The organism is Novosphingobium sp. TK71 (assembly GCF_055361505.1).
The window spans coordinates 1,777,711-1,801,947 of record NZ_JBSZKA010000001.1 but is presented as its reverse complement, the minus strand read 5'-3'; the positions used below and the strand labels follow the sequence as shown (position 1 = coordinate 1,801,947).

Here is a 24,237-nt window from a genome sequence, read left to right as displayed (position 1 = left end):
AACCGTGCCATGGATGCTCGACCGAACGGCTATTCCCGCGTCGCGCCGCCGCAATTCCCCGCCCCGCCGGTTGGTCCTGCGCCGGTTGTCCGCCTGCGCGATTTCACGCGCCGCTTCGGCGACAACACGATCATCTCCGGCCTCGACCTCGACATCGCGCCGGGCGAGTTCGTGACGCTGCTGGGCCGGTCGGGTTCGGGAAAGACCACGCTGCTGCGCACGCTTGCCGGGCTCGACCCGACGCCGGGCCAGGACGTGATCGTCCCGGATTCCCGCGCCGTCGTGTTCCAGGATGCCCGTCTGCTGCCGTGGAAGAAGGTCTGGCGCAATGTCGCGCTGGGGCTCCGGCAGGGCGACGTGCGGCAGCAAGCAGAGGACGCGCTGCGCGAAGTCGGTCTCGGGCACCGGCTGGACGCATGGCCGCTGACGCTATCCGGCGGCGAGGCGCAGCGGGTGGCGCTGGCCCGCGCGCTGGTGCGCGAACCGGGCCTGCTGTTGCTGGACGAACCCTTCGCCGCGCTCGACGCCCTGACGCGCCTGCGGATGCACGAACTCGTGCTCTCGCTCTGGACCCGGCACCGGCCGGCGGTGATGATGGTCACCCATGACGTGGACGAGGCGATCGCGCTGGCCGATCGCATCGTCCTGCTGGATCGGGGGCGCATCGCCGCGCAGGAGCGCATCGAGGCGCCGCGCGGCGAACGCGGGCAGGTCGCGCGGGGGCTGCGCAGCCGCCTGCTGAGCGCGCTGGGCGGACAGGTATCGGAAGGTCCTTTACCCGCCGAGATCATCGCGCTCCACGCCGGAGGCCTCGCATGAACGCGCCGGTTTCCCTCGTCGTTCCGGGGCAGGATATCAGGCCGCTACGCCGTTTCGTGACGGGGCTTGCCGCGATCATCGACAGCGGGGCCGGGCAGGCGGCGATCCTGGAACATGGCGGCGCCCTGTTGGGCCGTCTCGTCTCGCAAGGCGGCTGGCTGCCCGAGGAATTCGCGCGGCCTAATCCCGAGCGCTACCAGCAATACCTGCTCCATTGCGACAGTGCGGAGCGCTTCAGCGTGGTCTCCTTCGTATGGGGGCCGGGACAGGCGACGCCGATCCACGACCACCGCGTCTGGGGGCTCGTGGGCGTGCTGCGCGGCGCGGAGAACGTGCAGAACTTCCGCCGCCGGCCGGACGGCTCGCTCGTCCAGCAGGGTGAGACCGGCCAGCTTCGCGAAGGCGAGGTGGAGGCGATCGATCCGCAGGTGGGCGATATCCACCGCGTCGCCAATGCCTTCGCGGACCGCATTTCGATCTCGATCCATGTTTACGGCGCCAACATTGGCGCAGTCGAACGCGCGACCTACCGCGACAGCGGCGAGGAGCGCCCCTTCATCTCGGGCTATGCGAACGAGGTCCTGCCCAACCTCTGGAATGGAGTGATCCGGGCATGAGCGTGTACCCCGCCGAAGTTCGAAGTGCCCTGCTGGCCCGCCGTGAAATCGCGCTGATAGACGTGCGGCAGGAAGCGCTTTTCGCGCTCGGCCATCCGCTGTTCGCGGCGCAGATCCCGCTTCAGCGCATCGCACTGGAAGCGCCCTGGCGCATCCCGCGCAAGGATACGCAGATCGTGGTCTACGATGACGGCGAGGGGCTGGCCGAACCGGCGCTGCACCAGTTCCGCGCGCTTGGCTTTACGCATGTCGATGTGCTGGAAGGCGGCCTCGCGGGGTGGCGGGCCGCAGGGTACGAGCTGTTCGAGGACGTGAACAGCTACTCCAAGGCTTTCGGCGAACTGGTCGAGCATCGCCGCCACACCCCCTCGCTGCCGGCGCCCGATGTGCTGGCGCTGATCGAGGAAAAGGCGGATATCGCCATTCTCGACGCCCGCCGTTTCGACGAATATGCCACGATGAGCATCCCCGGCGGGCGTAGCGTTCCGGGAGCCGAACTCGTGCTGCGCGCGCCCGTCGCCGCGCCCGATCCCGATACGACGATCATCGTAAACTGCGCCGGCCGCACCCGCAGCATCATCGGCACCCAGTCGCTCATCAACGCGGGGCTGCCGAACAGGATTTTCGCGCTGCGCAACGGCACGATCGGCTGGACGCTCGCCGGGCAGAAGCTGGAGACAGGGCGTCAGGAAAGCGTCGACAAGGGCGCCGATGGCGAAATCGACGTGGCCCGCGAGCGCGCCCGCGATGTCGCCTATCGCGCCGGAGTGCGCCGGATCGACAGCGCGGATCTCAGGGCCTTGCTCGCCGAGAACGACCGCACGCTCTACCGCTTCGACGTGCGTCAGCCCGCCGATTTCGCGGCCGGGCACCCGGCGGGCTTCCGCAATGCGCCGGGCGGCCAGCTCGTGCAGGAAACCGATCATTTCGCACCGGTGCGCGGTGCCCGCATCGTATTGGCCGACGACCTCGGCTCCCGCGCGGACATGACCGCCTCCTGGCTCGCCCAGCTCGGGTGGGACGTGTCGGTCCTGGCGGATGCCTTCGACGGGCCGCTGGAGACGGGCGAGGACGGCGCTCCCGCGCCGCGCGGACCGCATGGCCGGTACAAGCGTCCTTACGAGGGCACCGACAATCGCGAGGCCGCCATGCAGGCCTACCTCGACTGGGAATATGGCCTCGTCGCCCAGTTGGAGCGCGACGGCACGCACGGCTTCTTCGTCATCTGATCCAGCGCCCTTCAGGGAGAATTGCATCATGACCGTCAAGTTCATCGGCTATATCGGCTTCAACGACACCTCCGAAATCCACGCCGGATCGCGTTCTCGCGTGCTTGACCGCGACTATGTGGATGCCGCTGCCCGCGCGCAGGAAGCGGGCGGGTTCGACCGGGTGCTGATCCCGTTCGGCTCCAGTTCGCCGGAAAGCCAGATCGTTGCCGCCCATGCCGCCGCGATCACCAGGCGCCTCGGTTTCCTCGTCGCGCACCGCCCCGGTTTCACGCAGCCGACGCTGGCGGCGCGCCAGCTTGCGACGCTGGACCAGCTTTCGGGCGGCCGCGTCGCCGTGCACATCATCACCGGCGGCGCCGATGACGAGATGGCGCGCGACGGCGACGTTCACACCCTCAAGGCCGAACGCTACTTGCGCAGCGACGAGTATCTCGGCGTGCTCAAGCGCGAATGGGCGGAAACCGCGCCCTTCGATCATTCCGGGCGTTTCTACGAAGTGCGCGGCGGCTTCAGCGCCGTGAAGCCGGACAACCTGCCGGTGTTCTTCGGCGGCTCCTCGCCCGAGGCGATCGAGGTGGCGGGCCGCCATGCCGATGTCTACGCGCTCTGGGGCGAGACGCTGGAGCAAGTGGGTGAGGCTGTTCGCACCGTCCGCCACGCGGCCGCCCGGCATGGCCGCAGTCCCGGTTTCTCGCTCTCGCTGCGGCCGGTCATTGCCGATACCGAGGAAGCGGCGTGGAAGAAGGCTGACGAGATCACCGAAAAGGTCCGCGCCAACCGCGAGGCGGCAGGTCTTCCCACCAGCGGCCATCGTCCGCCCAATGCCGGATCGCTGCGCCTGCTGGAAACGGCGCAGACCCAGCGCCGCGATACCCGCCTGTGGACCGGCGTGGCCGCGCTTACCGGGGCGGCGGGCAACAGCACCGGCCTTGTCGGCACGCCCGAACAGGTCGCCGATGCGCTGCTCGAATATTACGACATCGGCATCGATCACTTCCTGATCCGGGGATTCGAACCGCTGGCCGACGCCATCGATTATGGCCGCGACCTGATCCCGCTGGTCCGCGCCAAAGTCGCCGCCCGCGAAGGCACGGACAAAGTGGCGCTGGCAAGCTGAAGCGGCGGCCCGCGCATTGGAAAAACTCACGTTCCTATCAGCCATCCGCGTTGGTTCACGGCCCCCGCACCCCATAGCCTGAACCCACGCAGAAGGAGGAATGACATGAGCAAACGCCAACTAAAACTCGGTTTCATCCTGCACGGCGTCGGCCCCGGCTGGGACGACTGGCGCCACCCGGACGCCCAGGTCGATGCCAGCACCAGCCTTTCGTTCTACACCCGGCAGGCGCAGGTCGCCGAGCGCGGCAAGTTCGATTACCTGTTCGTGGCCGACAGCGTTTCGATCAATGCGCGCTCCTCGCCGCACTATCTCAACCGCTTCGAGCCGCTGACGATCCTCTCCGCCGTCGCCGCCGTGACCGAGCATATCGGCCTCGTCGGCACGGCGACGGTCAGCTATACCGAAGCCTACAACCTTGCCCGCCAGTTCGCCTCGCTCGATCATATCAGCGGCGGCCGGGCCGGGTGGAACGTCGTTACCTCGTGGCTGGAAGGCAGCGCCGCCAACTTTGGCCGGGACAAGCACCTCGACCATGACGTGCGCTACCGGCTGGCCGAGGAATACCTCGATGTCGTGAAAGGGCTCTGGGATAGCTGGGAGGACGGCGCCCTTGTCCGCGACAAGGCCAGCGGGCAGTTCCTCGATCCCGGCAAGCTGCACGAACTGGGCCACAAGGGTGAATTCCTGTCGGTCAAGGGCCCGCTCAACATCTCGCGTTCGCCGCAGGGGCAGCCGGTGATCTTCCAGGCGGGGTCCTCGGAAGACGGCCGCAACTTCGCCGCGCGCCATGCCGAGGCGATCTTCACCCATCAGGAAGACCTTGCCGAGGGGCAGGCCTTCTATGCCGACGTCAAGGCGCGGGCGCGCGGTTTCGGGCGCGATCCCGACCAGCTTCTGGTGCTTCCCGGCGGGCGCCCGATCGTGGGTTCGACCGAGGAGGAAGCCGAGCGTCTTCACCGCGAACTGGCCGATCTCGTCAGTCTGGAGAACGCATTGCGGGCGCTTGGCCGTTCGTTCAACGATCACAATTTCAGCCTCTACGATCCCGATGGCCCGTTCCCGCAGCACGTCGCCGAAGAGGGGCGCCGCAGCAACCAGAGCGCGTCCGAGAAGGTACTGAAAGAGGCAGAGCGCGGGTTGACCCTTGGCGAGATCGCCCTGCGCGTGGCCACGCCGCGCAGCCACTTCACAGGTACGCCCGAACAGGTCGCCGACCGCTTCCAGCTCTGGCTGGAGCAGCGCGGATCGGATGGTTTCAACCTGTTCGAATCCCTGCCCGGGCAGCTTGAGGTCTTTGTCGACCATGTCGTGCCGATCCTTCAGGCGCGCGGGATCTACAAGCAGGACTACCCCGGCAACACCCTTCGCGAAACGCTGGGGCTGGACGTTCCCGTCAATCGCAACACCGCCGCGCGGCTGCGCCGTACGGCGGCCTGACAGACAGCACGGAAAGGAGAAAACCCATGGCCAGTACCGCTTCCACTTTCGACGTTTCGAACGCCGGCCTTGTGATCCGCCCGGTCCAGCCGACCATCGGGGCCGAAGTCGAGGGCGTGGACCTCTCGAAGCCCCTCACCAACGAGCAGCGCGGCGCGATCCGCGCCGCGCTGCTCAAGTGGAAGGTGCTGTTCTTTCGCGACCAGTCGATCGACGACGCCCAGCAGGCGGCCTTCGCCGCGAACTTCGGGCCGCTCTATACCCATCCCACCACGCGCCACGATGCGGCCAACAAGGAAGTCCACGCCATCGCTGCGCGGGAGGACCGGGAATATGAAAGGAAGCTCGGCTACAAGCTGCGTCCGGGCGAGGCCTATCACACCGACACGAGCTGGCGGCTCGTTCCCACCTGGGGTGCGGTGCTGCGCGATGTGAACCTGCCCGAAGTGGGCGGGGACACGATCTGGGTCGATGCCCATCTCGCCTATGAAACGCTGCCGGCGGAGATCAAGGCGCGCCTCGAAGGCAGGCATGTCACGCACAACTTCGTGCCCGCGCTGGAGCTTTCGGGGCACGATTACCCCATCGTCGCACACAGGATCGTGCGGACCCACCGCGAGACCGGGCAGAAGATCCTCTGGGTCAACTTCTCGCAGCAGCCGCAGATCCTCGGGCTGGAACTGTCCGAAAGCCGCGAACTGCTGGACGAGGTGCTGCTCCAGTACAAGCGGCCCGACCTCCAGGCGCGTTTCTCGTGGCGGCCGGGGACGGTGGCGTTCTGGGACAACCGCGCCACGGTACACTTCGCGGTGCGCAACTACGGCGATTTCCCACGCGAACTGCACCGCATCCTCATCGCCGACGAACCGCTCTGGACGGACCTCTGATCGATGCTGGACAGACGCAACCTGCTTGCAGGACTTGCCACGACCTTCGCCCTGGCCGCTTGCGGCCGGGGCGCGGGCGCAAATGCCGGGGTGCTGCGCGTCGGTAGCCAGAAGGGCGGCACCAAGTCGCTGATGCTGGCTTCCGGTGCGCTCGACGGCGCGTCCTACAAGGTCGAGTGGTCGGAATTTCCGGCGGCGCAGAACCTGCTCGAAGCGCTGGGCAGCAGCGCCGTCGATCTCGGGCTGGTGGGAGATGCGCCGTTCCAGTTCGCCTATCAGGCGGGCAGCCCGATCAAGGCCGTTGGCGCCCAGCGCACGCAGGCCCGGCTGGACGGCGCGCTTTCCATCCTCGTGCCCGCGGGATCGCCGGTGCGCGACGGCAAGGACCTGCAGGGCAAGCGTATTGCCACCACGCGCGGCAGCGTGGGCCACTATCTCGTGCTCCGTTCGATGATCGCTTCCGGGCTCCGGCCCGAGGACGTGAAGATCGTGTTCCTTTCGCCCAGCGATTCCCGCGCGGCGCTGCAGAGCGGCGCGGTGGACGCCTGGTCCACCTGGATGCCCTATATCGCCGCGGCGCAGGCCGAGGGGGACAGGATCGTCGTGGATGGCCGGGATTTCGTGCAGGGTTATGGCTTCGAAGTGGCGCCGGAAAGCGCCATCGCCGCAAAGCGCGAACAATTGTCCGATTTCCTCCGGCGGGAAGCCAGGGCGCTCGAGTGGGCCAGCGGCCATGTCGATGACTATGGCGCCGTGCTGGCAAAGGAAACCGGACTGCCGCCCGAGATTGCCCGCGCCACGGCAGAGAAGAATATCCGCCTGCGCGTGCCGATTGATAATAAGGTCATATCCGATCAGCAGGTCGTCCTCGATACATTTCGCAGGTTTGGCGAAGTACGGTCGTCGCGTCCGCTCGACGGCGCATTCCTGTTGAATGCCTGAATCAAGAAAAACTTGGGTTCAGATAAGGCAATTCAATTTCAAATAATTTAGTTGAGATGGCACGAAGCTCTCGTGTTTCTGACTTCGGGGGCTGATGTGAACAAGTTCTTTGTATCGAGTTTTCTTGCCGGTGTTTCTTTCCTCGCCATTTCTCCCGCGCGGGCCGAAGAGGCGGCGGATGCCGCCGCCGAAGTCGCCGCTGCGGAGGCGGACGGTTCCGCCATCGTCGTCACCGGTGCGCGCGGGCGCATCCAGCGCTCGGTGGCGGACAGCCCGGTGCCGATCGACGTCATCGGTCCGCAGGAACTGAAGAACACCGGCCGCACCGGCCTCAAGGAAATCCTCGGCAATATCATCCCCTCGCTGAGCATGCCCGCGCTGGGCGGCGGCGGCACCTCGGCCAGCGTCCGGCCGATCTCGATCCGCGGCCTTTCGGGTGACTACGTGCTGGTCCTCGTCAACGGCAAGCGCCGCCACACGACCTCGCTCATCAACAACCTCTCGCGCATTTCCGGCGGCTCCACCCCGGTGGATATCGACCTGATCCCGACCAGCGGCGTCGGCCGGATCGAGGTCCTGCGCGATGGGGCGGCGGCGCAGTACGGATCGGACGCGATCTCGGGCGTCATCAACATCATCCTCGACAATACGGCGCGCGGCGGCGAACTGTCGGTGACGGGCGGCCAGCTCTACGAAAAGGGCGGCGCGCTGGCGCAAGTTTCAGGGTCTTACGGCGTGGGCCTCGGCGACGGCGGCTTCGCACGGTTCGCGGTGGAGGCGAAGTATCACGACCGCGCCGATTCCTCGGCGGAGCCGGTGCCCTATGTCTATCCCCTGGTGGACGGCCAGCCCGACCCGCGCGAGGCAGATGCAAACCACCTGATCGCCGGCGGTTACGGCCGCTCCAACCGCGACAAGATCGTCAACACCAGCTACAACGCCGAACTGCCGCTGGGTGACGACACCACGCTCTATTCGTTCTCCACGCTCAGCTACCGGAACATCAAGGACGCGCGCGGTGCGTACTTCGCTTCCGCGACAGGCTACGGCGGGCTGGCCAACAGCTCCGGCGCCTCGGTACTGCCGCAGCTCTATCCGGCGGGCTTCCAGGCCTATCGCCGCATCTGGGAATGGGATTTCCAGGCCGCGCTCGGCCTTCGCAGCGAATTCGCGGGCTGGTCGCTCGATGTTTCCAGCAGCTTCGGGCGGGACAACGTCAAGCTCGGCGCGGAAAACACGCTCAACCCCTCGCTCGGCCCGGACAGCAAGAGCAGCTTCTTCATGGGGCGCCAGAAGCAGGACCTCTGGGTCAACAACCTCGATATCAGCCGCGATCTGGATCTTGGGCTGGCAAGGCCGGTCAGCCTGTCGCTGGGGGTGGAGCATCGCTGGGAGCGGTTCCGCAACATTGCCGGCGAACCGGATTCCTACCGTGACGGCGGCTATGTGATCCCGCTGGACGATACCCCGTTCGGCCAGCTCTATGGTGGCCGTTCGCCTTCGCCGGGCCTGGTGTCCTTCACCGGCACCTCGCCCGCCGACGCATCGAGCATCAGCCGCAACAACGTGGCCGCCTATGTCGACGTTTCCGCCGATCTCACGCCGGGCTGGTTCCTCGGCCTCGCGGGGCGGTTCGAGCATTATTCCGACAGCGCGGGCAACACCTTCAGCGCCAAGGCCTCGACCCGCGTGGAACTGGCGAAGGGGCTGGCCCTGCGCGGCGGCGTCAATACCGGCTTCCGCGCACCCTCGCTGGCGCAGACCGCGTTCTCGACCACGCAGAACACCGTCACCGTGATAGGCGACGAGCGCGTCTCCACGGTCTCCAAGTTCCTGCCGGTCAACAGCGCGGCGGCCATCGCGCTGGGCGCGAAGCCGCTGAAGCCGGAGAAGTCTCTCAACTTCACGGCGGGCGTCACTTATGAAACCGGTCCGTTCCGGCTGACCGTGGATGCCTACCAGATCCGCATCGACGACCGCATCGTGAAGACCGAATTCCTGGGGACCGCATCGAACGGCGGGGCGGCGATCAAGGATATCCTCGTCGCCAACGGGATCGACGACGTGGACAGCGCCCAGTTCTTCACCAACGCCATCGACACCCGCACGCGCGGCGTGGACGTGGTGGGAGAATATACGCTGGATACCGCGTCAGTGGGCACCTTCCGCCTCAATGCGGCCTATAGCTACAACCGTACGAAGATCCTTCACGTCATCGACAATCCCGATGAACTCAGCACCCTCAACGTCACCCTGTTCGGCCGTCAGGCCCAGCGCGACCTCGTGGCGGCGCTGCCGCGCAGCAAGGTGGTGCTGTCCAGCAACTGGTCGCTCGACAAGCTGCGCGCGCTGGTGCGGGTGACGCGCTATGGCCAATATACCGAATCCAGCAATGTCGCCGCTTCCGACCGCACGTTCGGCGCGAAATGGGTGACCGATGCCGAGATCGGCTACCAGCTTACGGACAACTTCGACATCGCCGTGGGCGCCAACAACCTCTTCGACCTCTACCCCGACAGGAACGGCGCGGTCGCGGCCGATGGTTCGGGGCTCTACGGCAATTTCGCGCCGTTCGGCCTCAGCGGCGGCTTCTATTATGCACGGCTGGGCGTGAAGTTCTGAAGATCGGCGCCGGGGTCAGGCGGCGGGCATCGACCGGATGCGGCCGTGCATGGTGCCCCGGTCGCCCCCGCGCAGCATTCTCGCCGCCGTCACCACGCCTTCGGCCGACCATGTGCGCCGGGTGATCTCAAGGCAGGGGACATGCGGCGCGATCGCCATCAGCCGCTGTTCCTCGGGCGTGGGCAGGACCGCGCGGACTTCCTCGCTGCCTTCGCGGTAAGGACGCATCAGCATCAGGCGCGAGAACAGCGTCTGGCTTCCCAGGTCCACGGCCATGCAGTCCGGCAGGGCTTCGGGGGCGATCAGGCGATCTTCCAGTTCCAGCGGGACGTCATCCTCGAAATGGAGGATCACGGCGTGGAACAGCATGTCCCCCTCGCCGCGTTCGAACGCGCGGGCCTGCTCGGCGCCGGCCGGCGCAAGCTCCCGCTTCAGCACTTGCGCGCGGTGGCGGGCGCCGCGCTCCGCGATTTCCTCGATGATGTCGAGATGGGCGTACTCCGCGACATAGGGTCGCGGCGGGGCAACGAAAGTGCCGGAGCCCGCGTGCCGTACGAGAAAGCCGCGCGCGGTGAGATCGCGCAGGGCGTGATGCACGGTCATCCGGCTGGCGCCGAACATTTCCATGAACCCGCTTTCCGAAGGGATGCGATCCCCGGCGCTCCATTCGCCCGAAGTGATGCGGGCGATGATGTGGCGGTCGATGCTCTCGCGCAGGCCGGGGGCGGCGGGTCTGGTCGTCATGCCCCGCGCCTTAGCACAGGCGCGGCTGCCTAGACAGCAGGCCATTATCTGTATATACAGGTTGGGCCATGGAGATGCTGATGCCTGCCGACACCCTTCGATCCCGCGATATTCTCGCCGATTGCGAGACGCCTTGCCTGATCCTCGACGAAACGAGGATGCAGCAGAACATCGACCGCCTTCGGCGCCATCTGGCTCCGCTTGGCGTGACGCTGCGTCCGCACATGAAGACCGCCAAGTCCATCGACGTTGCCCGGCGCCAGCTTGACGGTGGCTGCGGCCCCGCCACGGTTTCCACCCTGAAGGAAGCGTCGGAACTGTTCGCGGCGGGCGTTGGCGATATCCTCTACGCGGTGGGGATCGCGCCGCAGCGGCTGGAGAGGGTGCAGGCCCTGCGCGCGGCGGGCTGCGACCTGACCGTGGTCCTCGATTCCGTGGAACAGGCGCGAGCAGTGGTCGCCGCTGGCGCCGACGCGCCGATCCCCGTCCTGCTCGAGATCGACTGCGACGGGCACCGCTCCGGCCTGGTCCCGGATGACGAACGCATCGCGGCGATCGGGCGCATCCTGGTGGACGGGGGCGCGGTGCTGCGCGGCGTGATGACCCATGCAGGCGAAAGCTACGGTGCCAGCGGCGGACCGGCGCTGGAGGCTTTCGCGGAACGGGAACGTGCCGCCGCGGTCGAAGCGGCGGAGAACCTCAGGCATGCAGGCCTGCCGTGTCCCGTGGTCAGCGTCGGCTCGACACCGACGGCACATTTCGCGCGCGACCTTGCAGGCGTTACCGAAGTACGGGCCGGGGTCTATGTCTTCTTCGATCTGGTGATGGCAGGGATCGGCGTCTGCTCGGTGCAGGACATCGCGCTTTCGGTGCTCACCACCGTAATCGGACATCAGCGGGACAAGGGCTGGATCATCGTGGACGCCGGATGGATGGCGCTGTCACGCGATCGCGGCACGCAGGGGCAGGCCGTGGATCAGGGCTACGGGCTGGTCTGCGATGCCGAAGGCACGCCGCTGGCGGACCTGATCGTCATTCAGGCCAATCAGGAACACGGGATCATCGCCCCGAGGCCGGGCAGCGGCGGTGTCCTGCCGGAATGTCCCGTGGGCACGCGGCTGCGCATATTGCCCAATCACGCCTGCTCCACGGCGGCCCAGTTCGACGCCTATACCGTCATCCCGCGCGGCGCTGCCGGTCTTCGGACCTGGCCGCGTTTTCGCGGCTGGTAACGAGGTCTGCATGAAGTTCATCTCCGAAGAACAATCCGCCGCGCTGGTCACGCCCGAAATGGCGCGGGCGGCGGCGCGGGAGGCTCTGGTCCTTGCGGCGAGCCCGCAAGGCATCGTTTTCCCCGCCGTGCTGGCGCATGGCACCGTGCCTGCCGACAGGTTTTCGATAAAGGCGGGGGTTGCGGGGGATCTGGCAGGGCTCAAGGTCGGTTCGTTCTGGCCGGGCAACGCCGCGCGCGGGCTGCCGCGCCATAATTCGGCGATCCTGCTGATCGACCAGACCCTTGGCCGTGTCGAATGGGTGATCGAGGCGGGGCAGGTCAATGCCTGGCGGACCGCCGCCGTGAACGCCGTTGCCGCCGAAGCGCTGGCACGAGAGGATGCCGGGGTGCTCGCCCTGTTCGGGGCCGGGCATCAGGCACTGCATGAATGCCTTGCGCTTGCGGGCGTGCGGCCGATCCGCAAGATCCTCGTGATCGCGCGCGATGATGCCAAGGGGGCCGCATTTGCCGCCCGGCTTGGCGAACACGGGCTTCGGGCCGAGCTTTCCGGCGCGCGCGAGGCCTGCGAAGCGGCCGATATCGTGGTCACCGCCACGCCGGCGCGTGCGCCGCTGTTCGATGCCGAATGGATCGGGCCGGGCACCCATGTCGTCAGCATGGGGTCCGATGCGGCGGGCAAGCAGGAACTGCCGCCGTCCCTGTTCGCGCAGGCGCGCCTGTTCTGCGACCTGCCCGCGCAGGCCGTGACCATCGGCGAGTTCCAGCATTACCGCGGCGACCGGGCGCGCATCGCGGCAATCGGGGATGTCCTTTCGGGCCGCGCTCCGGGGCGCCGGTCGGAGGAAGAGATAACCGTCTTCGACAGTTCCGGCATCTCGCTGCAGGACCTTGTCATCGCGCGGCACCTCGTGGCTGCTTTCGAAAACCGGAACCCGGGGGACCAGCATGCCTGAACGCGCCATCTCCATCGCAGACGTCATCGACGCGGCAGACCGGATTCGCGGCGCGGCGGTGCGCACGCCGCTGCTGGAATTCGCGCCGCTGAACGAACGCCTCGGCCACCGCGCGCTGGTGAAGTTCGAAGGTGCGCAGCACACCGGTTCCTTCAAGTTTCGCGGAGCCTACAACCGGCTGTCCCGTATCGCTGCCGAGCGCAGGGCCGCAGGGGTCGTCGCGTGGTCTTCCGGCAACCATGCCCAGGGCGTGGCGGCGGCGGCGCGCCTGCTTGGCATCCCGGCAACGATCGTCATGCCCGCCGATGCCCCGGCCATCAAGGTCGCCAACACGCGGGTGCTGGGCGCGCAGATCGTTCCCTACGACCGCTACACCCAGTCGCGGGAAGAGATCGCCACGGCTCTGGCGAACGCGCGCGGCGCGGTTCTCGTGCCGTCGTTCGACGATCCCTTCGTGATCGCCGGGCAGGGAACCGCCGGGCTGGAGATCCTTGAACAGGCCGGGGAAGCGGGGGCCGAGATCGGCCGGGTGCTCGTCTGTTGCGGCGGGGGCGGGCTGGTCGCCGGGATCGCCACGGCAATCAAGGCCTCGGCTCCGCAGGTCGAAATCTACAGCGTGGAGCCCGAGGGGGTCGAGGATACGGCCCGATCGCTGGCCAGTGGCCACCGCGAATCCGTTCCTTCGGGCGCCCGCTCGATCTGCGATGCATTGCTGGCGCCGAGCCCGGGCGAAATGACCTTCCCGATCAACCGCGCGCTGCTTTCCGGCGGCCTTGCGGTGAGCGACGGGGAAGTGCGCGAGGCGATGCGCTTCGCGTTCGAGAAGATGAAGCTCGTCGTCGAACCGGGCGGCGCCGTGGCACTGGCGGCGGCCCTTTCAGGCCGCGCGCCGCCCGCGCCGGGCGCCACGGTCATCGTCCTGTCCGGCTCTAACGTCGATCCCGGGCTCTTCCGCTCGATTCTGGAAGACGCTTGAATCCGCGACGCCTAGTTCATCCGGAAGGCGATGTTCTGCGCGGCGCCCGCGCAGGCCGTGTCGCCGCCGGGGCGGTAGCTGCTTTCGTAGACGAAGTCCTTGGCCATGGCCGATGCCGCATCGGAAAAGACGAACGGAGGGTAGGAGATCAGCGCCCGCTGCTGGCGGGTGCGACCGGCGGAATCGACATCGAACTCCACGCGGGTCCAGCCTTCGAAGCCCATGCGCGCGGCTTCCATCGGATAGTCGGTGGAGCTTACGCCGGTCCTGCGAATGGCGGGCGCGGCGCCGATGAAGGCGCATTGCTCGGTGCTGAGGCCGGTCTGCTGGAAGATCTGCTGGGCCTGCGAGAAGTCCCTGTTCTGCGCGGCCCATGATGCGCTTTGCAGGAGCGCGTTGATCTTGAGCGGATGGTCGCGAGGCAGGGCGGGATCGGCGATCACCGCTTCGCGCAGGGTGGGCGCGTCCACGGGGGCGCTCAGGCGGTAGCCGGGCGAAGCGATCTGCAGCCGCACGGTGTCGGTCGCCAGGGCATCGCCGGTTGCCGTCACCACCGGAAGCAGTTCCCTTAGCGCGGCGCGCGTTGCCGCCGGTTTATCGGAATTGCGCTGCGCGGCGATGGCGAAGCGCAGCCAGTTCGAAGTCTCCACCGGCATGTTCCGGCTGAGTGCAAGGCCGAGGCCTTCCTGCAGGTAGGTGTTGGCCGAAGCCGTGTCCGTCACCGGATTGAGGCCCAGCATGCCCAGCAGCGCGACGGTCAACTGGTCTGTCCCTTCCTTGCGGGACTGATCGAGCAGCGCGCTGGCCCGGGCGGCGACCGCGCCGTCGGTTCCGCCCTGGATCCTGCCGGCCAGCAGCGGCGCAGCCCACTGCATGAAGCGCGAGGTCAGCGGTTCGTTGATCTGGGGGCGGGCTCCGGCGACCGTGCAGCGCATCTCGACCCGCATGGCGTAGCGCAGGAACGGCTTGATTTCCTGCACCTTCGCGGGCGCCCAGGACCAGCGGGACGCTGCGCGCGCGAACGCCAGCGCAATTTCGCGGCCCCCGGTGGAATAGATCGGCTGAACCCCGAAGGCCGAACCGTCGTCGGCGATGCTGAATTCGACCACGGCGTAGTCTGCCGGGGTCAGGCCGCTGGTGGAGCCGCAAAGGGGGACATCCATGTTCTCGGCACGGGAGAATGGCGCCTGATCCATGCGCCCGGCGCCGGTATAGACAAGATAGTTCCGGGCATCGTCCCGCTTGTTCAGCAGCATGGCGGCGATCGCGAGGTCCGAGCGGGTGGCGACATCGCTGAGCGAAACCTTGAGCGACAGCCCGCCCTGAAGCTTCAGCGCGTCCTTGAGCAAGGCGTAGCCTTCCGCCTTTTCCCCGCGATTGAGCAGTATCCGGGCCTTGAGCGTCAGCAGTTGCGCGTGGAAATCCTTGCTGATCGAAGGCGTTGCGTCAGCGATCCGGCTCGCCTCGTCGATATAGGCGAGCGGTTCGGGGCCGGGATCGAAAATGGAAACCTGTGACAGCGCCAGCAACGGCCTGAAGCGCCCCTGCGGCCCGCCCGCCGCCAGCGCCAGACGGAATTCGTCCCCCGCGCGGGCGTAGTCGAACCGGTCGCGGGCGGCGGTGCCCAGCCCCATGTGGGCGTTCACGACATCGCCGACAAAGGCTTCCCCTGCGGCGACCATTGCCGGCAGTCCCGAACGGATCGCGGCTTCGCCCTCGTCGGTCCGGTGCAGTTTCACCAGGCAGTTGCCCTTGCGCACGCCGATCGCGCCGCGCACGACCGGGGACTTCATGGCGGCGGGATTGTGTTCCAGCGCTTCGAATGCGGTAATCGCGTCGCTGCATTTGCCATCCTGTGCCGCGTCGCTGGCGGCATCGAACTGCTGCTGGAGCGTGGCGGGCGCCGAAGCGGGAGCCGCTGCGGCGGGAGCCGCGGCCTGCGCTGTTGCCAAAAGCAGGGATTGGCCAATAATACCGAACATAGGGAGCCTCGGAGAAGTGTTCAGGTGCGTAGTGGGCTATCCAATATGGCTTCGCAAGTTAAGCGATTGATATCAATTGTCGTATTTCCATCAGTATTGTCCCTTATAGGCACGCCCGCGCCCGCCCTTGCGGCAGGGCTGGTACCCGCGGCCTCGCTTGTTGCGGCGCCGGGCGAACCGCCTCGCGATAGCGTGCTGATGTTCGTCGCTTCGTGGTGCGCCCCCTGCCTTGCCGAGCTTGCCCGGTTCGAGGCGCTGGAGGCTGCGGCGCGCCCCCGGCGCCTGCTGATCGTCGCGCTGGACGAGGGCGCGCGCAGCACGGAAATGACGCGCCGCTTCGATGGTCGCCAGAAACTGACGATCTCGCCGCGAGAGGGTTGGGAACTCCTGCGCCGCGCTTCCGCCGGGCGGGCGGCCGGGTTGCCCTATGCCGTGATGACGGACGAGACGGGCAGGCCCTGCGCCCTGCGCGACCGCGGCCTGAGTGAGGCGGAACTGCGCACGATGGCGGCGACCTGCAAGGGATAGGTCGGCATCAGGTTCGGCGGGGGGAGGCGGCCATGCCCTTCAATTCTGCTGGAGTGCCTCGAAATAGGCATCGAGCTTGAGGCGGGTATCCTTGCTCAGGTGAATATAGATTCGCCGCCCGTCGGCCGGGTCCTTCGAACGCGTGAGCAGGCCCTTTTCGGTCATCCGGTCGATCCAGCGCGTTGCCGTGGTCGCAGGAGCCGATGCCGCGATGCACAGGCTCGAGATCGAGACCGGTTCGCCTTCGTAATGGGCGGCGTAAAGGTCCAGCATGATGTCCCAGCACGGGTCCGAGAAGAATTCGGCGCCGAAGCAGTTCTCGCGCGCGCGGCGTTGCCTTATGCGGTCCCGGGCAAGCGCGGCGCGGGCCTCTTCCGGCGGAGAAAGGGGCGGGGTTGAGGCTGGCGGCAGGGCGGTTTCCGACGAATGCCGTAGTTGGCGCCGTGCACGCCATTGCTCTATCGCGATGTTTTCCAGCATCGCGATGAGATTTTCCACTCGCCCCACCAGCGTGTCGAGCTGCGCTTCTTCCGGTGCGACTGGTAAGTGGCCGCGCGCATGTTCGCTCATGCGTGTCCCCTTTGCCTGATTTCCCGCAGGACCAGCGCCGGAGCGCGCGCGATGGTTCCCGCCCTCGTCGCAATCGAGGCTCGCCCTGCCGAATTTGCCCGCCCTGCCTAACCCGTTCAAAAGGCGACATCTATGCGGATCGTGTCGCTGTAGTCCCCGGCGGCAGGCGTGATCTGGCCGGGCAGAACGGCCGCCCTGTAGGTATAGCTCTGGGTCGTGACGGAATCGTAGATGCCCTGGTTGGTGTCGGCAGTGGCACTGCTGCGCCGGGTGCTGTCCACCGATCCCCAGCGCTCGGTGGAGGAGGCCGACTTGTATATCTCGTAGCGCAGGTAGTTGCTGGAATTGTCGATCTTGCGCATCCGGCGGACGGTGCCGTCGGCATTGTTGCCGTCGTTGAGGCCCACCGTATAGCTCGCTCCCGCGCTGCACCGGATCAGGATGGTCCGGGTGATGGGGTTGAAGCTGCCGACCAGCGGCGCCGAGCCGAAGCTGGCGGCCGGAGCGGTGATGATGCAATCGTTCAGGACGGTGAGTTCCACGTTGACGCGAACCGTGCTGCCCGCTCCCCAGTTGAGCGCGACACCGAGCCCCGGACGGACGAAGCCCGGACTGGACGAGTAGCTGAGGCATACGGCGGCCCCGAGCGAGCATACCGAGTAGAACCAGCGCAAGTCGAGGAAGCCGGTGTAGCGTCCTGCCCGGAGGCCGGAGGTCGCGGTCGTGCGGAAATAGAGGGGGATGGAGTTGTTCGTGCCCGCAAAAAGGCTGACGATGCTGAGCGAGGACAGGTTCTGGAAGCTGCCGATAGCAAGGGCGGCTCCGTTCGCGCTCAGTGAAGCGGTGAAGGGGATGGTCTGTCCGCTCGGACCGGTGAGCCGGAAGGTCGAGGCATCCACCTGAAGGCCGACATAATGCGTGGTCAGCGCCGCGAGGAGAATGTCGCACTGCAGCCCGGCCGATCCGCTCCCCGCCTGCGCGGTATTGGCGACGGTGTAGGAACTCAGGCTGCCGAGGTTGGTGCTCGTTGCCGAAAGCGTGCAGGCTCCGGCGGTGCCCGGCATCATCGACCAGGCGGCCAGCGTGGCGGCGATGCCGCAAGGCAGGCGCTTCAGGAACGGCATGTCAGCGTTCCCGCATCGATGATCTCTTCGGCTTCGGCAGGCACGGAAAACGCTGCATGGCAGCGTGTGCCGTCAGGCAGGATCGCTTCCAGGACGGTCTCGGGGGAGGCGTCGTCGATGAACAGCATTCCGTCCCAGCCGACATAGGTCCTGTCCTTGCGGTTGACCGTAATCGGGGTTCCGGCGGGCAGCGGCTCGCCCCGCGTGTCAGCGATCGTCGCGCGGACGGCGATCGCCCTCTCGATCGGAAAACGGATGACGTGGCCGCTGCCGGCGGCGATGGCCACGCGGCGGCTCACGGTATCGGCCTTCACGTTGGGCGACAGCGACAGGGTGTCGATGTCGTAATGCGCGGGGTAATAGGCACTGGCCGAGGGGACCAGCAGCTTGCCGCCGGAACCGGTCCTGCCGATGAGCTGGTTTTCGTAGCGCACCGGGATGCCCGCCTCGCCATCTGTACTGACGACCGCGAAGGCATCGGACACCCGGTTCGCCGCGAAGAGCGAGCCGTCCATGAAGACCAGCGAGCCGCTGGCGCCGAACCATCCGGTCACCTCGTCCCGTCCATAGGCGCCCGCACGAAGCTGGACGGGCTGGGCCCGCCAGAGCACGTCGCCCCTGAGGTAGGGTCTTCCGCCGCCCTCGCTGAAGGCGCTGGCGCTCCAGCCCAGGCCGCCGTCGGACGGCACGGCGCGCGAATAGTCCGCCCGCAATCCGCTGCGCCCGGCATTGTCCCGCGAGACGCCGGTGCCGAGGTTGCCGCCACCCAGCGGGATGGTGAGCGTAATCGCGCCCGACCATCCGCGTTCCGCGAAATCGCGGGAGATCGAGGCATTGATCCGGCTTTCTCCCACCAGCGGCAGCGCCCAGCTCAGGTTCGCCAGCCGGGCATCGGCGGTGCCGGATCGCTGGAGGTCGAAGTAGCCGATGCCCAAGGTGCTGGCGCTGCCGATGGCGATGCTGGCGGTGGCGGCGGTCGATCGCTCCCGGTTGCCCGCGCAGCTTTCGGCAGGAGGTTCGGAAAGACATTCCGGACGGTTCTGCCGGCCGTTCCTGTCCAGCACTCCGAGATCGGCGTAGTGGCGGTCCTGTCGGCTGTGGCGCAGGCCGAGGGAGAAGGTCCTGGCCTGATACTCGTAGCCGAGAGTCAGTTGCCCACCCTGGCGCCCCTTGTGAAAGCTGCGGGCATAGGCGGTGCTGACGATGCCGAGATTGCCCAGCCGGAAAACGGCGCCGGCCCCCAGCAGGCGCATAGTTCCCGTGGCTTCCGCGCGTGCCTCAAGCGTGAGGCCGGAGGTCATCCCCCGGCGCAGGGAGGCGCTTGCGGCAAGCCGGCCATAATCGAAGTTCGCGGTGCCGTAGTTGCGGCGAAAGGCCCCTGCCGCCACGGAATAGTCGGCAAGGCCGGGGCGCAGCAGGATGCTGCTGACATAGAACGGCAGCGCCGTTGCCACGCTGCGCCCATGCATGTCGGTAACGATGAGATTGGCCTCGCCGTAGCCGCTGATCGGCGGCAGCGTGTCGAGCGCGAAAGGACCGGGGCGAACCTGGCTCCCCGCGATCCGCTGGCCGTTGACGACCAGTTCCACCGTGGAAGGCAGCGCCGCGCTCCCGGCAAATTCGGGCAGCGGATAGGTGACGATATCCGGCCGCACCGAGAAATCGCGCGAGACCTGCGCGCCGCCCAGCCGGATCGCGGGCGCCCAGGGCAGGGTCCGGGTGATGATGTCGCCGGCTTCCACGGTCGTCATGCTGCGCTCGTCCGACCAGCGCCATGTCGTATCGAAGCGGACGTAGGCCCGCCCTGCATTCGAGCGCAGCGCGCCGGTGGTGGAAAACAGGCCGAAGGGGCCGAACAGCCGGGCTTCGTGCCAGAGCGAAGCCTGAAACGCCGCCCTTTCGCCGCCGCTGACGTAGAGGTCGTAATTGAGCAGTGCGCCGGTATCCTGCTGCGCCGGGGCGAATGCCTCCGCGCTGCTGCCCAGATGCTGGGCGGGGAGGCGCTCAGGGGAGACGGTGAGGTGCAACTGCTGGCGCGGGGCGTCGTAATCGGCGCTCACGCCTTCCAGACTGTCGATAAACAGGCTGTCCTCGGCCGTGTCCACCAGCAGGCCCGCTTGCCGCAGATCCTGCGCGCGAAGCTGGAACCGTCCGCCCTGCCGGGTCACCGGGGCGATCACGCCGCTTGCCAGTCCATTGACGACGAGTTCCAGTTCGAGCCGCTGCTCGGCGTCCGGGTCGGTGTGCCGGGGCGGTGGTGGCAGCTCGGTAAAGACATCATACCGGGCATCGGCCGCTTGCGCGGGCGCTGCTTGCAGGACGGTCGCCGCCAGCGCGGCCAGCCACGGGAGGCGCGCCGGAGAATGGGTGGCGGCGATCATGCGCCGTCATTCCGGCAGCCGCTCGATACGGGCCTGCGCCCGTCCGTTGACGGCGGCAACGAGATCGCCCGATCCGTCCACCCCCGATGGCAATGGCCAGCGCATCATGGCGCCGGGCAGGACATAGCCGAACAGGCCTTCACCCAGCACCGACGCTGACCGCCCGCCCGTGAAGGCGACGTCGCTCAGCCTGGCATGGCCGGAGCCGCTGTTGCGGATTTCAAGGAAACGGCCGTCCCGGTCCGTGCCCGTGCGCCAGGCGATGGCGGCTGCGGGCGGCGTCGGCCTTTTCGCGCCGCCTTCCTGCTTCGCCTCGGAAAACAGTGGAAGCGAGTAGCGCATGCGAAAGGTCACGGATGCGCCGGCGGTGCCCGGGCCTTCCTTCACCGGGACTTCATCGACGATGATGCGATAGGGCTGCTCTCCCGACGGCGGCGGGGCGACAAGCCGCGTGATCCGCACCAGTTGCCGGGCCCCCGGCTCGATGGTCACGATCGGCGGCGAGCCTATGACCTCGCGCGTCTCGGCATAGAGGTTCTGGTTTTCGCGCTGCGTCCAGGCATAGATGCGGACCTGCAGCGTAATCGGCGACTTGCCTGGATTTTCGAGCCAGAGCGCGGTGGCCCGGGCCTGCCCCTCTATGACCGGGTTGACCGGCCAGATCAGGATCGAGCTGGGTGACTGCGCGGCGGCGGGCAGGCCATGCACCGCAAGGAACGCGGCTTGCGCAAGCAGGAGGAGCCTCGCCAGTCTGCCGGGGGGAATCATGCTCTTCATCGGCTTATCCTCGGCTGGGAGCTGTCACCAGCTCAGGGTGACGATCAGGCTATCGGTGTAAGTGCCGGGCGGCAGGGTTCCCGAAAGCGTCAGCGATCCGTAGATCGGCAGGCGCACGTCCTCGCTGTTAGTGCCGGTTACGGGAACGGCGGGGGCTCCGCCGATGGCGATGGGCTGGGTGCAGCCTGCGTCCCTGCACAAGGCATAGGAAATCCGCGCCGATGCATCGGTCCCCCTCTGGAGGTTGCGCATGCCGGATGCCGCGTGGTTGCCGCCGTTTACCGTCATCGTCAGATTGACGCCGGGCGTGCAGCGCAGGCGGATCGCCTGGGTCGCCGTAGAGGTTGCCGTGCGGGTCGCCCTGGAGAACGTCGAATCCACGCCGAAGTCCAGCCTGCCGACGAGCCCCGCGTTTCCGCTGCTCCCCAGCCCGTCCACAAGACAGCCTGCCGTGATGTTCGCGGTGACGGCGAACTGCGCGGTCGTATCTGCTCTTGCGGCGGCGGGAAGCATGGCTGCCGCGACGCACGGGGCGACAAGGATCGCGAGCGCCGGCGCCGGGAGCGCCTTCGCGTCAATTCCAGTTCTCATGAGCCTGGTCCGGGCGGCGTGCCGCTAGAGTTCGAGGACCACGGTGACGACGTCCGAATATGTGCCCGTGGTCAGGCCCGCCTCGCCGAAAGCGCGGCCATAGACGTTGACGGTCTGCTGCGTGCCGTCGGCGGGCAGGGTGATGTCGCCGTCTACGGGAATGATGACCGAACGGTTGGTGTCGGAATAGAGGTTGTAGGTGACGAACTGGCCCGCTGCGGTCTGATTGGCCATGGCATGGACGCCCACCCCGGCGCCCGATCCATCGTTTTGCCCGGCATTGAACGACAAGGTGGGCGCGATCCCGTTGCTGCACTGGACCGTGAAAGCCGCGCCGCCGTTGAGGACCTGGGCATCGGCCTGCGTGAACAGCGTGTTTTGCGTGCCGAAGTCGAGCGTGCCGAAAGCGACGTTGGCGGTGCCGTCGTCATAGTTCTGTCCGTTGACGATACATCCTGCCTCCAGGGTGATCGTCGCGTCGATCGTGCCGGTAATGTCGGCCCGGGCAGGGTTCGTAGCAAGGACTATCGCCGATAGTCCGGCCGCGGAAAGAGCAATCTTTCTGAGCACGTTCGCACCTCTCTTGCTATGCGCTGCAGAATACTTTCGCAAAGTATCGCTTGAATCCGGGTAACCGAACCTTGCGGAGCATTCTTTCAGTGGCGACCTTCAGGGCTGCGTTTTTGCTTGTTAGTTAACTTGTTGAAATGAATACTTGAAAAAATGTTGTATCAAGCATTATCATCCGATTCAGTTTCAACTTTCCCCAAATTGGAGTGATTTGCCGGCCGGCACCCGTTCCGATCGGATCGTGCCGACGGGTTTCGCCTGTCAATCAGCGGGATATGCCCCGCTTGGAGCCCCTTTTTGCGGCCCGTTTCAAAGGGCTGGGAAGAACCGATGCGGCTCCAAGTCCGCGCAGGCATGGCATCGGGAGCGGCTCTGTCCGGGGCAAATTTGTCTTTTTGTATCGCGGGGCCGTTGGGCGCCGGGTCATATCGTGATATGTTCGCGCCATGTTTCTGGCCGCAATCTCGCTTTCGGCAGCGATCCCTTCCGTCACCTCCTCTTTTATCACCGCGCGTTCGGACCGGCCGATCGCGGACGTGGCGGCATGTGTGGAGACGGAGTTCGACGATCTGGGCGTGAGCGAAAATCTCGCGATCGAGACCGGGCGCAAAGTGGATTTCCGACTGGCCGCGAACGACGCGAGCCGTCCCGCCGTGGTGATGTCGTTCGAGGCGCGTCACGATGGCACGCTGATCCTCTACGGCTTTGGCGACTGGCGGGATGCGGTGGAGCCGATGTGGAAGAACCTGGCGCGGGAGTGTTTTCCCGAGATCCAGGGCGCGGTGGTCAAGGCCGTTCCCTGACCCGACCGCCAGGCTTGCGGGCGCTTCCGCGCGGCATGTAACGCCGCATCAGCGCGCGCGCCGGTAAAGCCCCTTTCCTTCGAAGATATCGGGCGCAAGGTCTTGTCCGACGATGCGCAGCTGCATGGATTCGAAAGGGGCCTGTTCCAACTGGCCGCCATCGATCGAGAAGCTCAGTACCGTGTCGCTGGCCGGTTCGATGCGGAAGCTGGCATCCCGCCCCGGCGCATAGGGTGCCGACAGGCCGACCGCCACGACCGGGCTGTCCGGCCTGCCGGGCCGGATCGCCAGCCCGCCGGACCCCGTCTCGATCTGCTCTTCCTGTCCATCGGCATGGCGCAGGGTGACGCGCACATGGTTCGCGGTCTGCTCCCGGACCGGATCGAGCACGCGAACCGCGATTCCGCCTGTCCACTGTTCACGCGGGATGTCGGCGGCATCGGGTGTTTCCGGTGCGATGCATGGGGCCGGAAGCTCCGGCTCGGCAAGGTCCGGGTCCGGCAGATAGGCTTCCCCGGCGGCGGATTGCGCCGCCGCGCGCGCATCGAACCATGCGGCGAAGGCCTTGCCGACTGCTTCGTTCGCTTCGGGCGAGGGGGCGTCCAGTGCCCGGCGGGCCAGCATTGCGGCGCGGTCGCGCGTGAGCAGGGCGGTCTGGAGGGTCTCGGCGGCCTTCCGGCGGAGGCTTTCCCTGGAAACCGGGACGGTCGCGGCCTCGTCGATGGTGGGAACCGGCGTCACCGCGATATCGGCCCATCCGGCCAGGAACGGGCAGCGCGCCGCGACGGCGTCCGCGGCTTCTTCGGCCTGTTGGCGAAGCAGGGCCTGTTCGGCCTGCAAATCCCAGGGCTCGGCTCCGAGCGGAGCATAGAGCGGCTTCGCATCGTCAGGGCCTTCCGGTTTCAGGATCACCGATGCCCCCTCGCGTGACCAGCGGCCCTTGGCGAACTGGTCAAGCGCGCCGTAGCTGATGTACCATTCGAAGGTTCCGTCTTCGCGCAGGAGAAGTTCCGAACCCGTCTCCATGACGCCGGAAAGGTAGTAATGGCCTGCCACGGAGGCTTCGCTGGCGGCAGCGTGGGCAGGTCCGGGCGGGGCTGCAAGCGATGGGGAGCCTGCCAGTGCCGATGCGGCCAACAGGACGATGGCAGGCAAACGGGGCACGGCGACCGGGAATGTCACGAAAATCCTCCTCCGAACCGCCGTCCGCTCTTCTGAGCGTTCTGCCTTGAGCGGCAAGCGATCAAACTACCGCCTGCGGCCATGAAGTCAAAACCGGCTCGTGCCCGCATGGCACGAAGCTTCAGGGCAAGGTCTTGAATTTTCCC

Annotated in this window: 22 protein-coding genes; 13 read left to right on the top strand and 9 right to left on the bottom strand. The window is 66.9% G+C overall.

What is annotated here, in order from left to right; translation table 11 throughout:
• The first annotated feature begins 9 nt into the window (after positions 1 to 9).
• The 8 genes from ACXJ16_RS23910 to ACXJ16_RS23875 all read left to right on the top strand — a co-directional run bounded on the left by ACXJ16_RS23910 (position 10) and on the right by ACXJ16_RS23875 (position 9,676).
• Positions 10 to 819 carry an ABC transporter ATP-binding protein gene (locus ACXJ16_RS23910; protein WP_463922364.1) on the top strand — a complete coding sequence of 270 codons (810 nt, stop codon included), beginning with the start codon at positions 10 to 12 and terminating at the stop codon, positions 817 to 819.
• Complete coding sequence (locus tag ACXJ16_RS23905) at positions 816 to 1,436, top strand: cysteine dioxygenase family protein (protein WP_463922363.1); 621 nt, start codon at positions 816 to 818, stop codon at positions 1,434 to 1,436. The genes ACXJ16_RS23910 and ACXJ16_RS23905 overlap by 4 nt, the downstream gene beginning before the upstream one ends.
• Entirely contained in the window at positions 1,433 to 2,665 is a 1,233-nt protein-coding gene (locus tag ACXJ16_RS23900) for a rhodanese-like domain-containing protein (protein ID WP_324699109.1), read from the top strand. The genes ACXJ16_RS23905 and ACXJ16_RS23900 overlap by 4 nt, the downstream gene beginning before the upstream one ends.
• Before the next feature lie 28 nt (positions 2,666 to 2,693).
• Positions 2,694 to 3,785 carry an LLM class flavin-dependent oxidoreductase gene (locus tag ACXJ16_RS23895; protein WP_463922362.1) on the top strand — a complete coding sequence of 364 codons (1,092 nt, stop codon included), beginning with the start codon at positions 2,694 to 2,696 and terminating at the stop codon, positions 3,783 to 3,785.
• Between the two features lie 105 nt (positions 3,786 to 3,890).
• On the top strand, positions 3,891 to 5,225 hold the full coding sequence (locus ACXJ16_RS23890; RefSeq protein WP_463922361.1) for an LLM class flavin-dependent oxidoreductase: 1,335 nt from the start codon (positions 3,891 to 3,893) through the stop codon (positions 5,223 to 5,225).
• Positions 5,226 to 5,251: 26 nt separating this feature from the next.
• Complete coding sequence (locus ACXJ16_RS23885; RefSeq protein ID WP_185999150.1) at positions 5,252 to 6,112, top strand: TauD/TfdA dioxygenase family protein; 861 nt, start codon at positions 5,252 to 5,254, stop codon at positions 6,110 to 6,112.
• A gap of 3 nt (positions 6,113 to 6,115) precedes the next feature.
• The gene (locus tag ACXJ16_RS23880) at positions 6,116 to 7,054 is read left to right on the top strand and encodes an ABC transporter substrate-binding protein (RefSeq protein ID WP_463922360.1); all 939 of its coding nucleotides are present in this window, start codon (positions 6,116 to 6,118) and stop codon (positions 7,052 to 7,054) included.
• A gap of 72 nt (positions 7,055 to 7,126) precedes the next feature.
• Positions 7,127 to 9,676, top strand: coding sequence for a TonB-dependent receptor plug domain-containing protein (locus ACXJ16_RS23875; protein ID WP_420719892.1), 2,550 nt, complete (start codon positions 7,127 to 7,129; stop codon positions 9,674 to 9,676).
• A gap of 15 nt (positions 9,677 to 9,691) precedes the next feature.
• Here ACXJ16_RS23875 and ACXJ16_RS23870 read toward each other — a convergent pair whose 3' ends face one another.
• Positions 9,692 to 10,420, bottom strand: coding sequence for a UTRA domain-containing protein (locus tag ACXJ16_RS23870; protein ID WP_463922359.1), 729 nt, complete (start codon positions 10,418 to 10,420; stop codon positions 9,692 to 9,694).
• Between the two features lie 80 nt (positions 10,421 to 10,500).
• On the opposite strand from ACXJ16_RS23870, the gene ACXJ16_RS23865 reads away from it, so the two are divergent.
• The 3 genes from ACXJ16_RS23865 to ACXJ16_RS23855 are packed head-to-tail and all read left to right on the top strand — an operon-like array spanning position 10,501 to position 13,583.
• Positions 10,501 to 11,652: an alanine racemase gene (locus ACXJ16_RS23865; RefSeq protein ID WP_443478582.1), complete on the top strand. Its 1,152-nt coding sequence runs from the start codon at positions 10,501 to 10,503 to the stop codon at positions 11,650 to 11,652.
• Positions 11,653 to 11,662: 10 nt separating this feature from the next.
• Positions 11,663 to 12,607 (top strand): ornithine cyclodeaminase family protein, encoded by a 945-nt coding sequence (locus ACXJ16_RS23860; protein ID WP_463922358.1) that lies wholly within the window; start codon positions 11,663 to 11,665, stop codon positions 12,605 to 12,607.
• Positions 12,600 to 13,583: a threonine ammonia-lyase gene (locus ACXJ16_RS23855; RefSeq protein WP_463922357.1), complete on the top strand. Its 984-nt coding sequence runs from the start codon at positions 12,600 to 12,602 to the stop codon at positions 13,581 to 13,583. The genes ACXJ16_RS23860 and ACXJ16_RS23855 overlap by 8 nt, the downstream gene beginning before the upstream one ends.
• A gap of 11 nt (positions 13,584 to 13,594) precedes the next feature.
• Here ACXJ16_RS23855 and ACXJ16_RS23850 read toward each other — a convergent pair whose 3' ends face one another.
• A complete protein-coding gene (locus ACXJ16_RS23850; RefSeq protein ID WP_463922356.1) occupies positions 13,595 to 15,535 on the bottom strand; it encodes an energy transducer TonB in 1,941 nt (646 codons plus the stop codon).
• Between the two features lie 126 nt (positions 15,536 to 15,661).
• Between ACXJ16_RS23850 and ACXJ16_RS23845 the strand changes: the two genes are divergently transcribed.
• Positions 15,662 to 16,093: a TlpA family protein disulfide reductase gene (locus tag ACXJ16_RS23845; RefSeq protein ID WP_463922355.1), complete on the top strand. Its 432-nt coding sequence runs from the start codon at positions 15,662 to 15,664 to the stop codon at positions 16,091 to 16,093.
• 39 nt (positions 16,094 to 16,132) lie between these two features.
• Here the strand turns inward: ACXJ16_RS23845 and ACXJ16_RS23840 are convergent, their stop codons facing one another.
• From ACXJ16_RS23840 to ACXJ16_RS23815, 6 genes are all read right to left on the bottom strand, one after another.
• A complete protein-coding gene (locus tag ACXJ16_RS23840; protein ID WP_054436696.1) occupies positions 16,133 to 16,663 on the bottom strand; it encodes a MarR family transcriptional regulator in 531 nt (176 codons plus the stop codon).
• Positions 16,664 to 16,779: 116 nt separating this feature from the next.
• Positions 16,780 to 17,787 (bottom strand): Csu type fimbrial protein, encoded by a 1,008-nt coding sequence (locus ACXJ16_RS23835; protein ID WP_324699099.1) that lies wholly within the window; start codon positions 17,785 to 17,787, stop codon positions 16,780 to 16,782.
• Positions 17,775 to 20,168 (bottom strand): fimbria/pilus outer membrane usher protein, encoded by a 2,394-nt coding sequence (locus ACXJ16_RS23830; RefSeq protein ID WP_463922354.1) that lies wholly within the window; start codon positions 20,166 to 20,168, stop codon positions 17,775 to 17,777. Before ACXJ16_RS23830 ends, ACXJ16_RS23835 begins: the two co-directional genes overlap by 13 nt.
• Positions 20,169 to 20,174: 6 nt before the next feature.
• Entirely contained in the window at positions 20,175 to 20,945 is a 771-nt protein-coding gene (locus tag ACXJ16_RS23825; protein WP_185999139.1) for a fimbrial biogenesis chaperone, read from the bottom strand.
• Positions 20,946 to 20,969: 24 nt separating this feature from the next.
• Positions 20,970 to 21,536: a Csu type fimbrial protein gene (locus ACXJ16_RS23820; RefSeq protein ID WP_221937255.1), complete on the bottom strand. Its 567-nt coding sequence runs from the start codon at positions 21,534 to 21,536 to the stop codon at positions 20,970 to 20,972.
• Between the two features lie 24 nt (positions 21,537 to 21,560).
• Positions 21,561 to 22,106 carry a Csu type fimbrial protein gene (locus ACXJ16_RS23815; RefSeq protein ID WP_054436682.1) on the bottom strand — a complete coding sequence of 182 codons (546 nt, stop codon included), beginning with the start codon at positions 22,104 to 22,106 and terminating at the stop codon, positions 21,561 to 21,563.
• Between the two features lie 446 nt (positions 22,107 to 22,552).
• Here ACXJ16_RS23815 and ACXJ16_RS23810 point away from each other — a divergent pair, with 446 nt between their 5' ends.
• On the top strand, positions 22,553 to 22,909 hold the full coding sequence (locus ACXJ16_RS23810) for a hypothetical protein (RefSeq protein WP_054436679.1): 357 nt from the start codon (positions 22,553 to 22,555) through the stop codon (positions 22,907 to 22,909).
• 48 nt (positions 22,910 to 22,957) lie between these two features.
• Here ACXJ16_RS23810 and ACXJ16_RS23805 read toward each other — a convergent pair whose 3' ends face one another.
• Entirely contained in the window at positions 22,958 to 24,091 is a 1,134-nt protein-coding gene (locus ACXJ16_RS23805; protein WP_463922352.1) for a hypothetical protein, read from the bottom strand.
• Positions 24,092 to 24,237 lie beyond the last annotated feature (146 nt).

Excerpts from the sequence above, each read along its gene's own strand:
- ACXJ16_RS23890 (WP_463922361.1), top strand. The coding sequence starts at position 3,891 with ATGAGCAAACGCCAACTAAAACTCGGTTTCATCCTGCACGGCGTCGGC.
- ACXJ16_RS23860 (WP_463922358.1), top strand. The coding sequence starts at position 11,663 with ATGAAGTTCATCTCCGAAGAACAATCCGCCGCGCTGGTCACGCCCGAA.
- ACXJ16_RS23885 (WP_185999150.1), top strand. The coding sequence starts at position 5,252 with ATGGCCAGTACCGCTTCCACTTTCGACGTTTCGAACGCCGGCCTTGTG.
- ACXJ16_RS23810 (WP_054436679.1), top strand. The coding sequence starts at position 22,553 with ATGTTTCTGGCCGCAATCTCGCTTTCGGCAGCGATCCCTTCCGTCACC.
- ACXJ16_RS23825 (WP_185999139.1), bottom strand. The coding sequence starts at position 20,945 with ATGAAGAGCATGATTCCCCCCGGCAGACTGGCGAGGCTCCTCCTGCTT.
- ACXJ16_RS23840 (WP_054436696.1), bottom strand. The coding sequence starts at position 16,663 with ATGAGCGAACATGCGCGCGGCCACTTACCAGTCGCACCGGAAGAAGCG.
- ACXJ16_RS23895 (WP_463922362.1), top strand. The coding sequence starts at position 2,694 with ATGACCGTCAAGTTCATCGGCTATATCGGCTTCAACGACACCTCCGAA.
- ACXJ16_RS23835 (WP_324699099.1), bottom strand. The coding sequence starts at position 17,787 with ATGCCGTTCCTGAAGCGCCTGCCTTGCGGCATCGCCGCCACGCTGGCC.
- ACXJ16_RS23905 (WP_463922363.1), top strand. The coding sequence starts at position 816 with ATGAACGCGCCGGTTTCCCTCGTCGTTCCGGGGCAGGATATCAGGCCG.
- ACXJ16_RS23870 (WP_463922359.1), bottom strand. The coding sequence starts at position 10,420 with ATGACGACCAGACCCGCCGCCCCCGGCCTGCGCGAGAGCATCGACCGC.
- ACXJ16_RS23880 (WP_463922360.1), top strand. The coding sequence starts at position 6,116 with ATGCTGGACAGACGCAACCTGCTTGCAGGACTTGCCACGACCTTCGCC.
- ACXJ16_RS23865 (WP_443478582.1), top strand. The coding sequence starts at position 10,501 with ATGCCTGCCGACACCCTTCGATCCCGCGATATTCTCGCCGATTGCGAG.
- ACXJ16_RS23830 (WP_463922354.1), bottom strand. The coding sequence starts at position 20,168 with ATGATCGCCGCCACCCATTCTCCGGCGCGCCTCCCGTGGCTGGCCGCG.
- ACXJ16_RS23855 (WP_463922357.1), top strand. The coding sequence starts at position 12,600 with ATGCCTGAACGCGCCATCTCCATCGCAGACGTCATCGACGCGGCAGAC.
- ACXJ16_RS23910 (WP_463922364.1), top strand. The coding sequence starts at position 10 with ATGGATGCTCGACCGAACGGCTATTCCCGCGTCGCGCCGCCGCAATTC.
- ACXJ16_RS23900 (WP_324699109.1), top strand. The coding sequence starts at position 1,433 with ATGAGCGTGTACCCCGCCGAAGTTCGAAGTGCCCTGCTGGCCCGCCGT.
- ACXJ16_RS23820 (WP_221937255.1), bottom strand. The coding sequence starts at position 21,536 with ATGAGAACTGGAATTGACGCGAAGGCGCTCCCGGCGCCGGCGCTCGCG.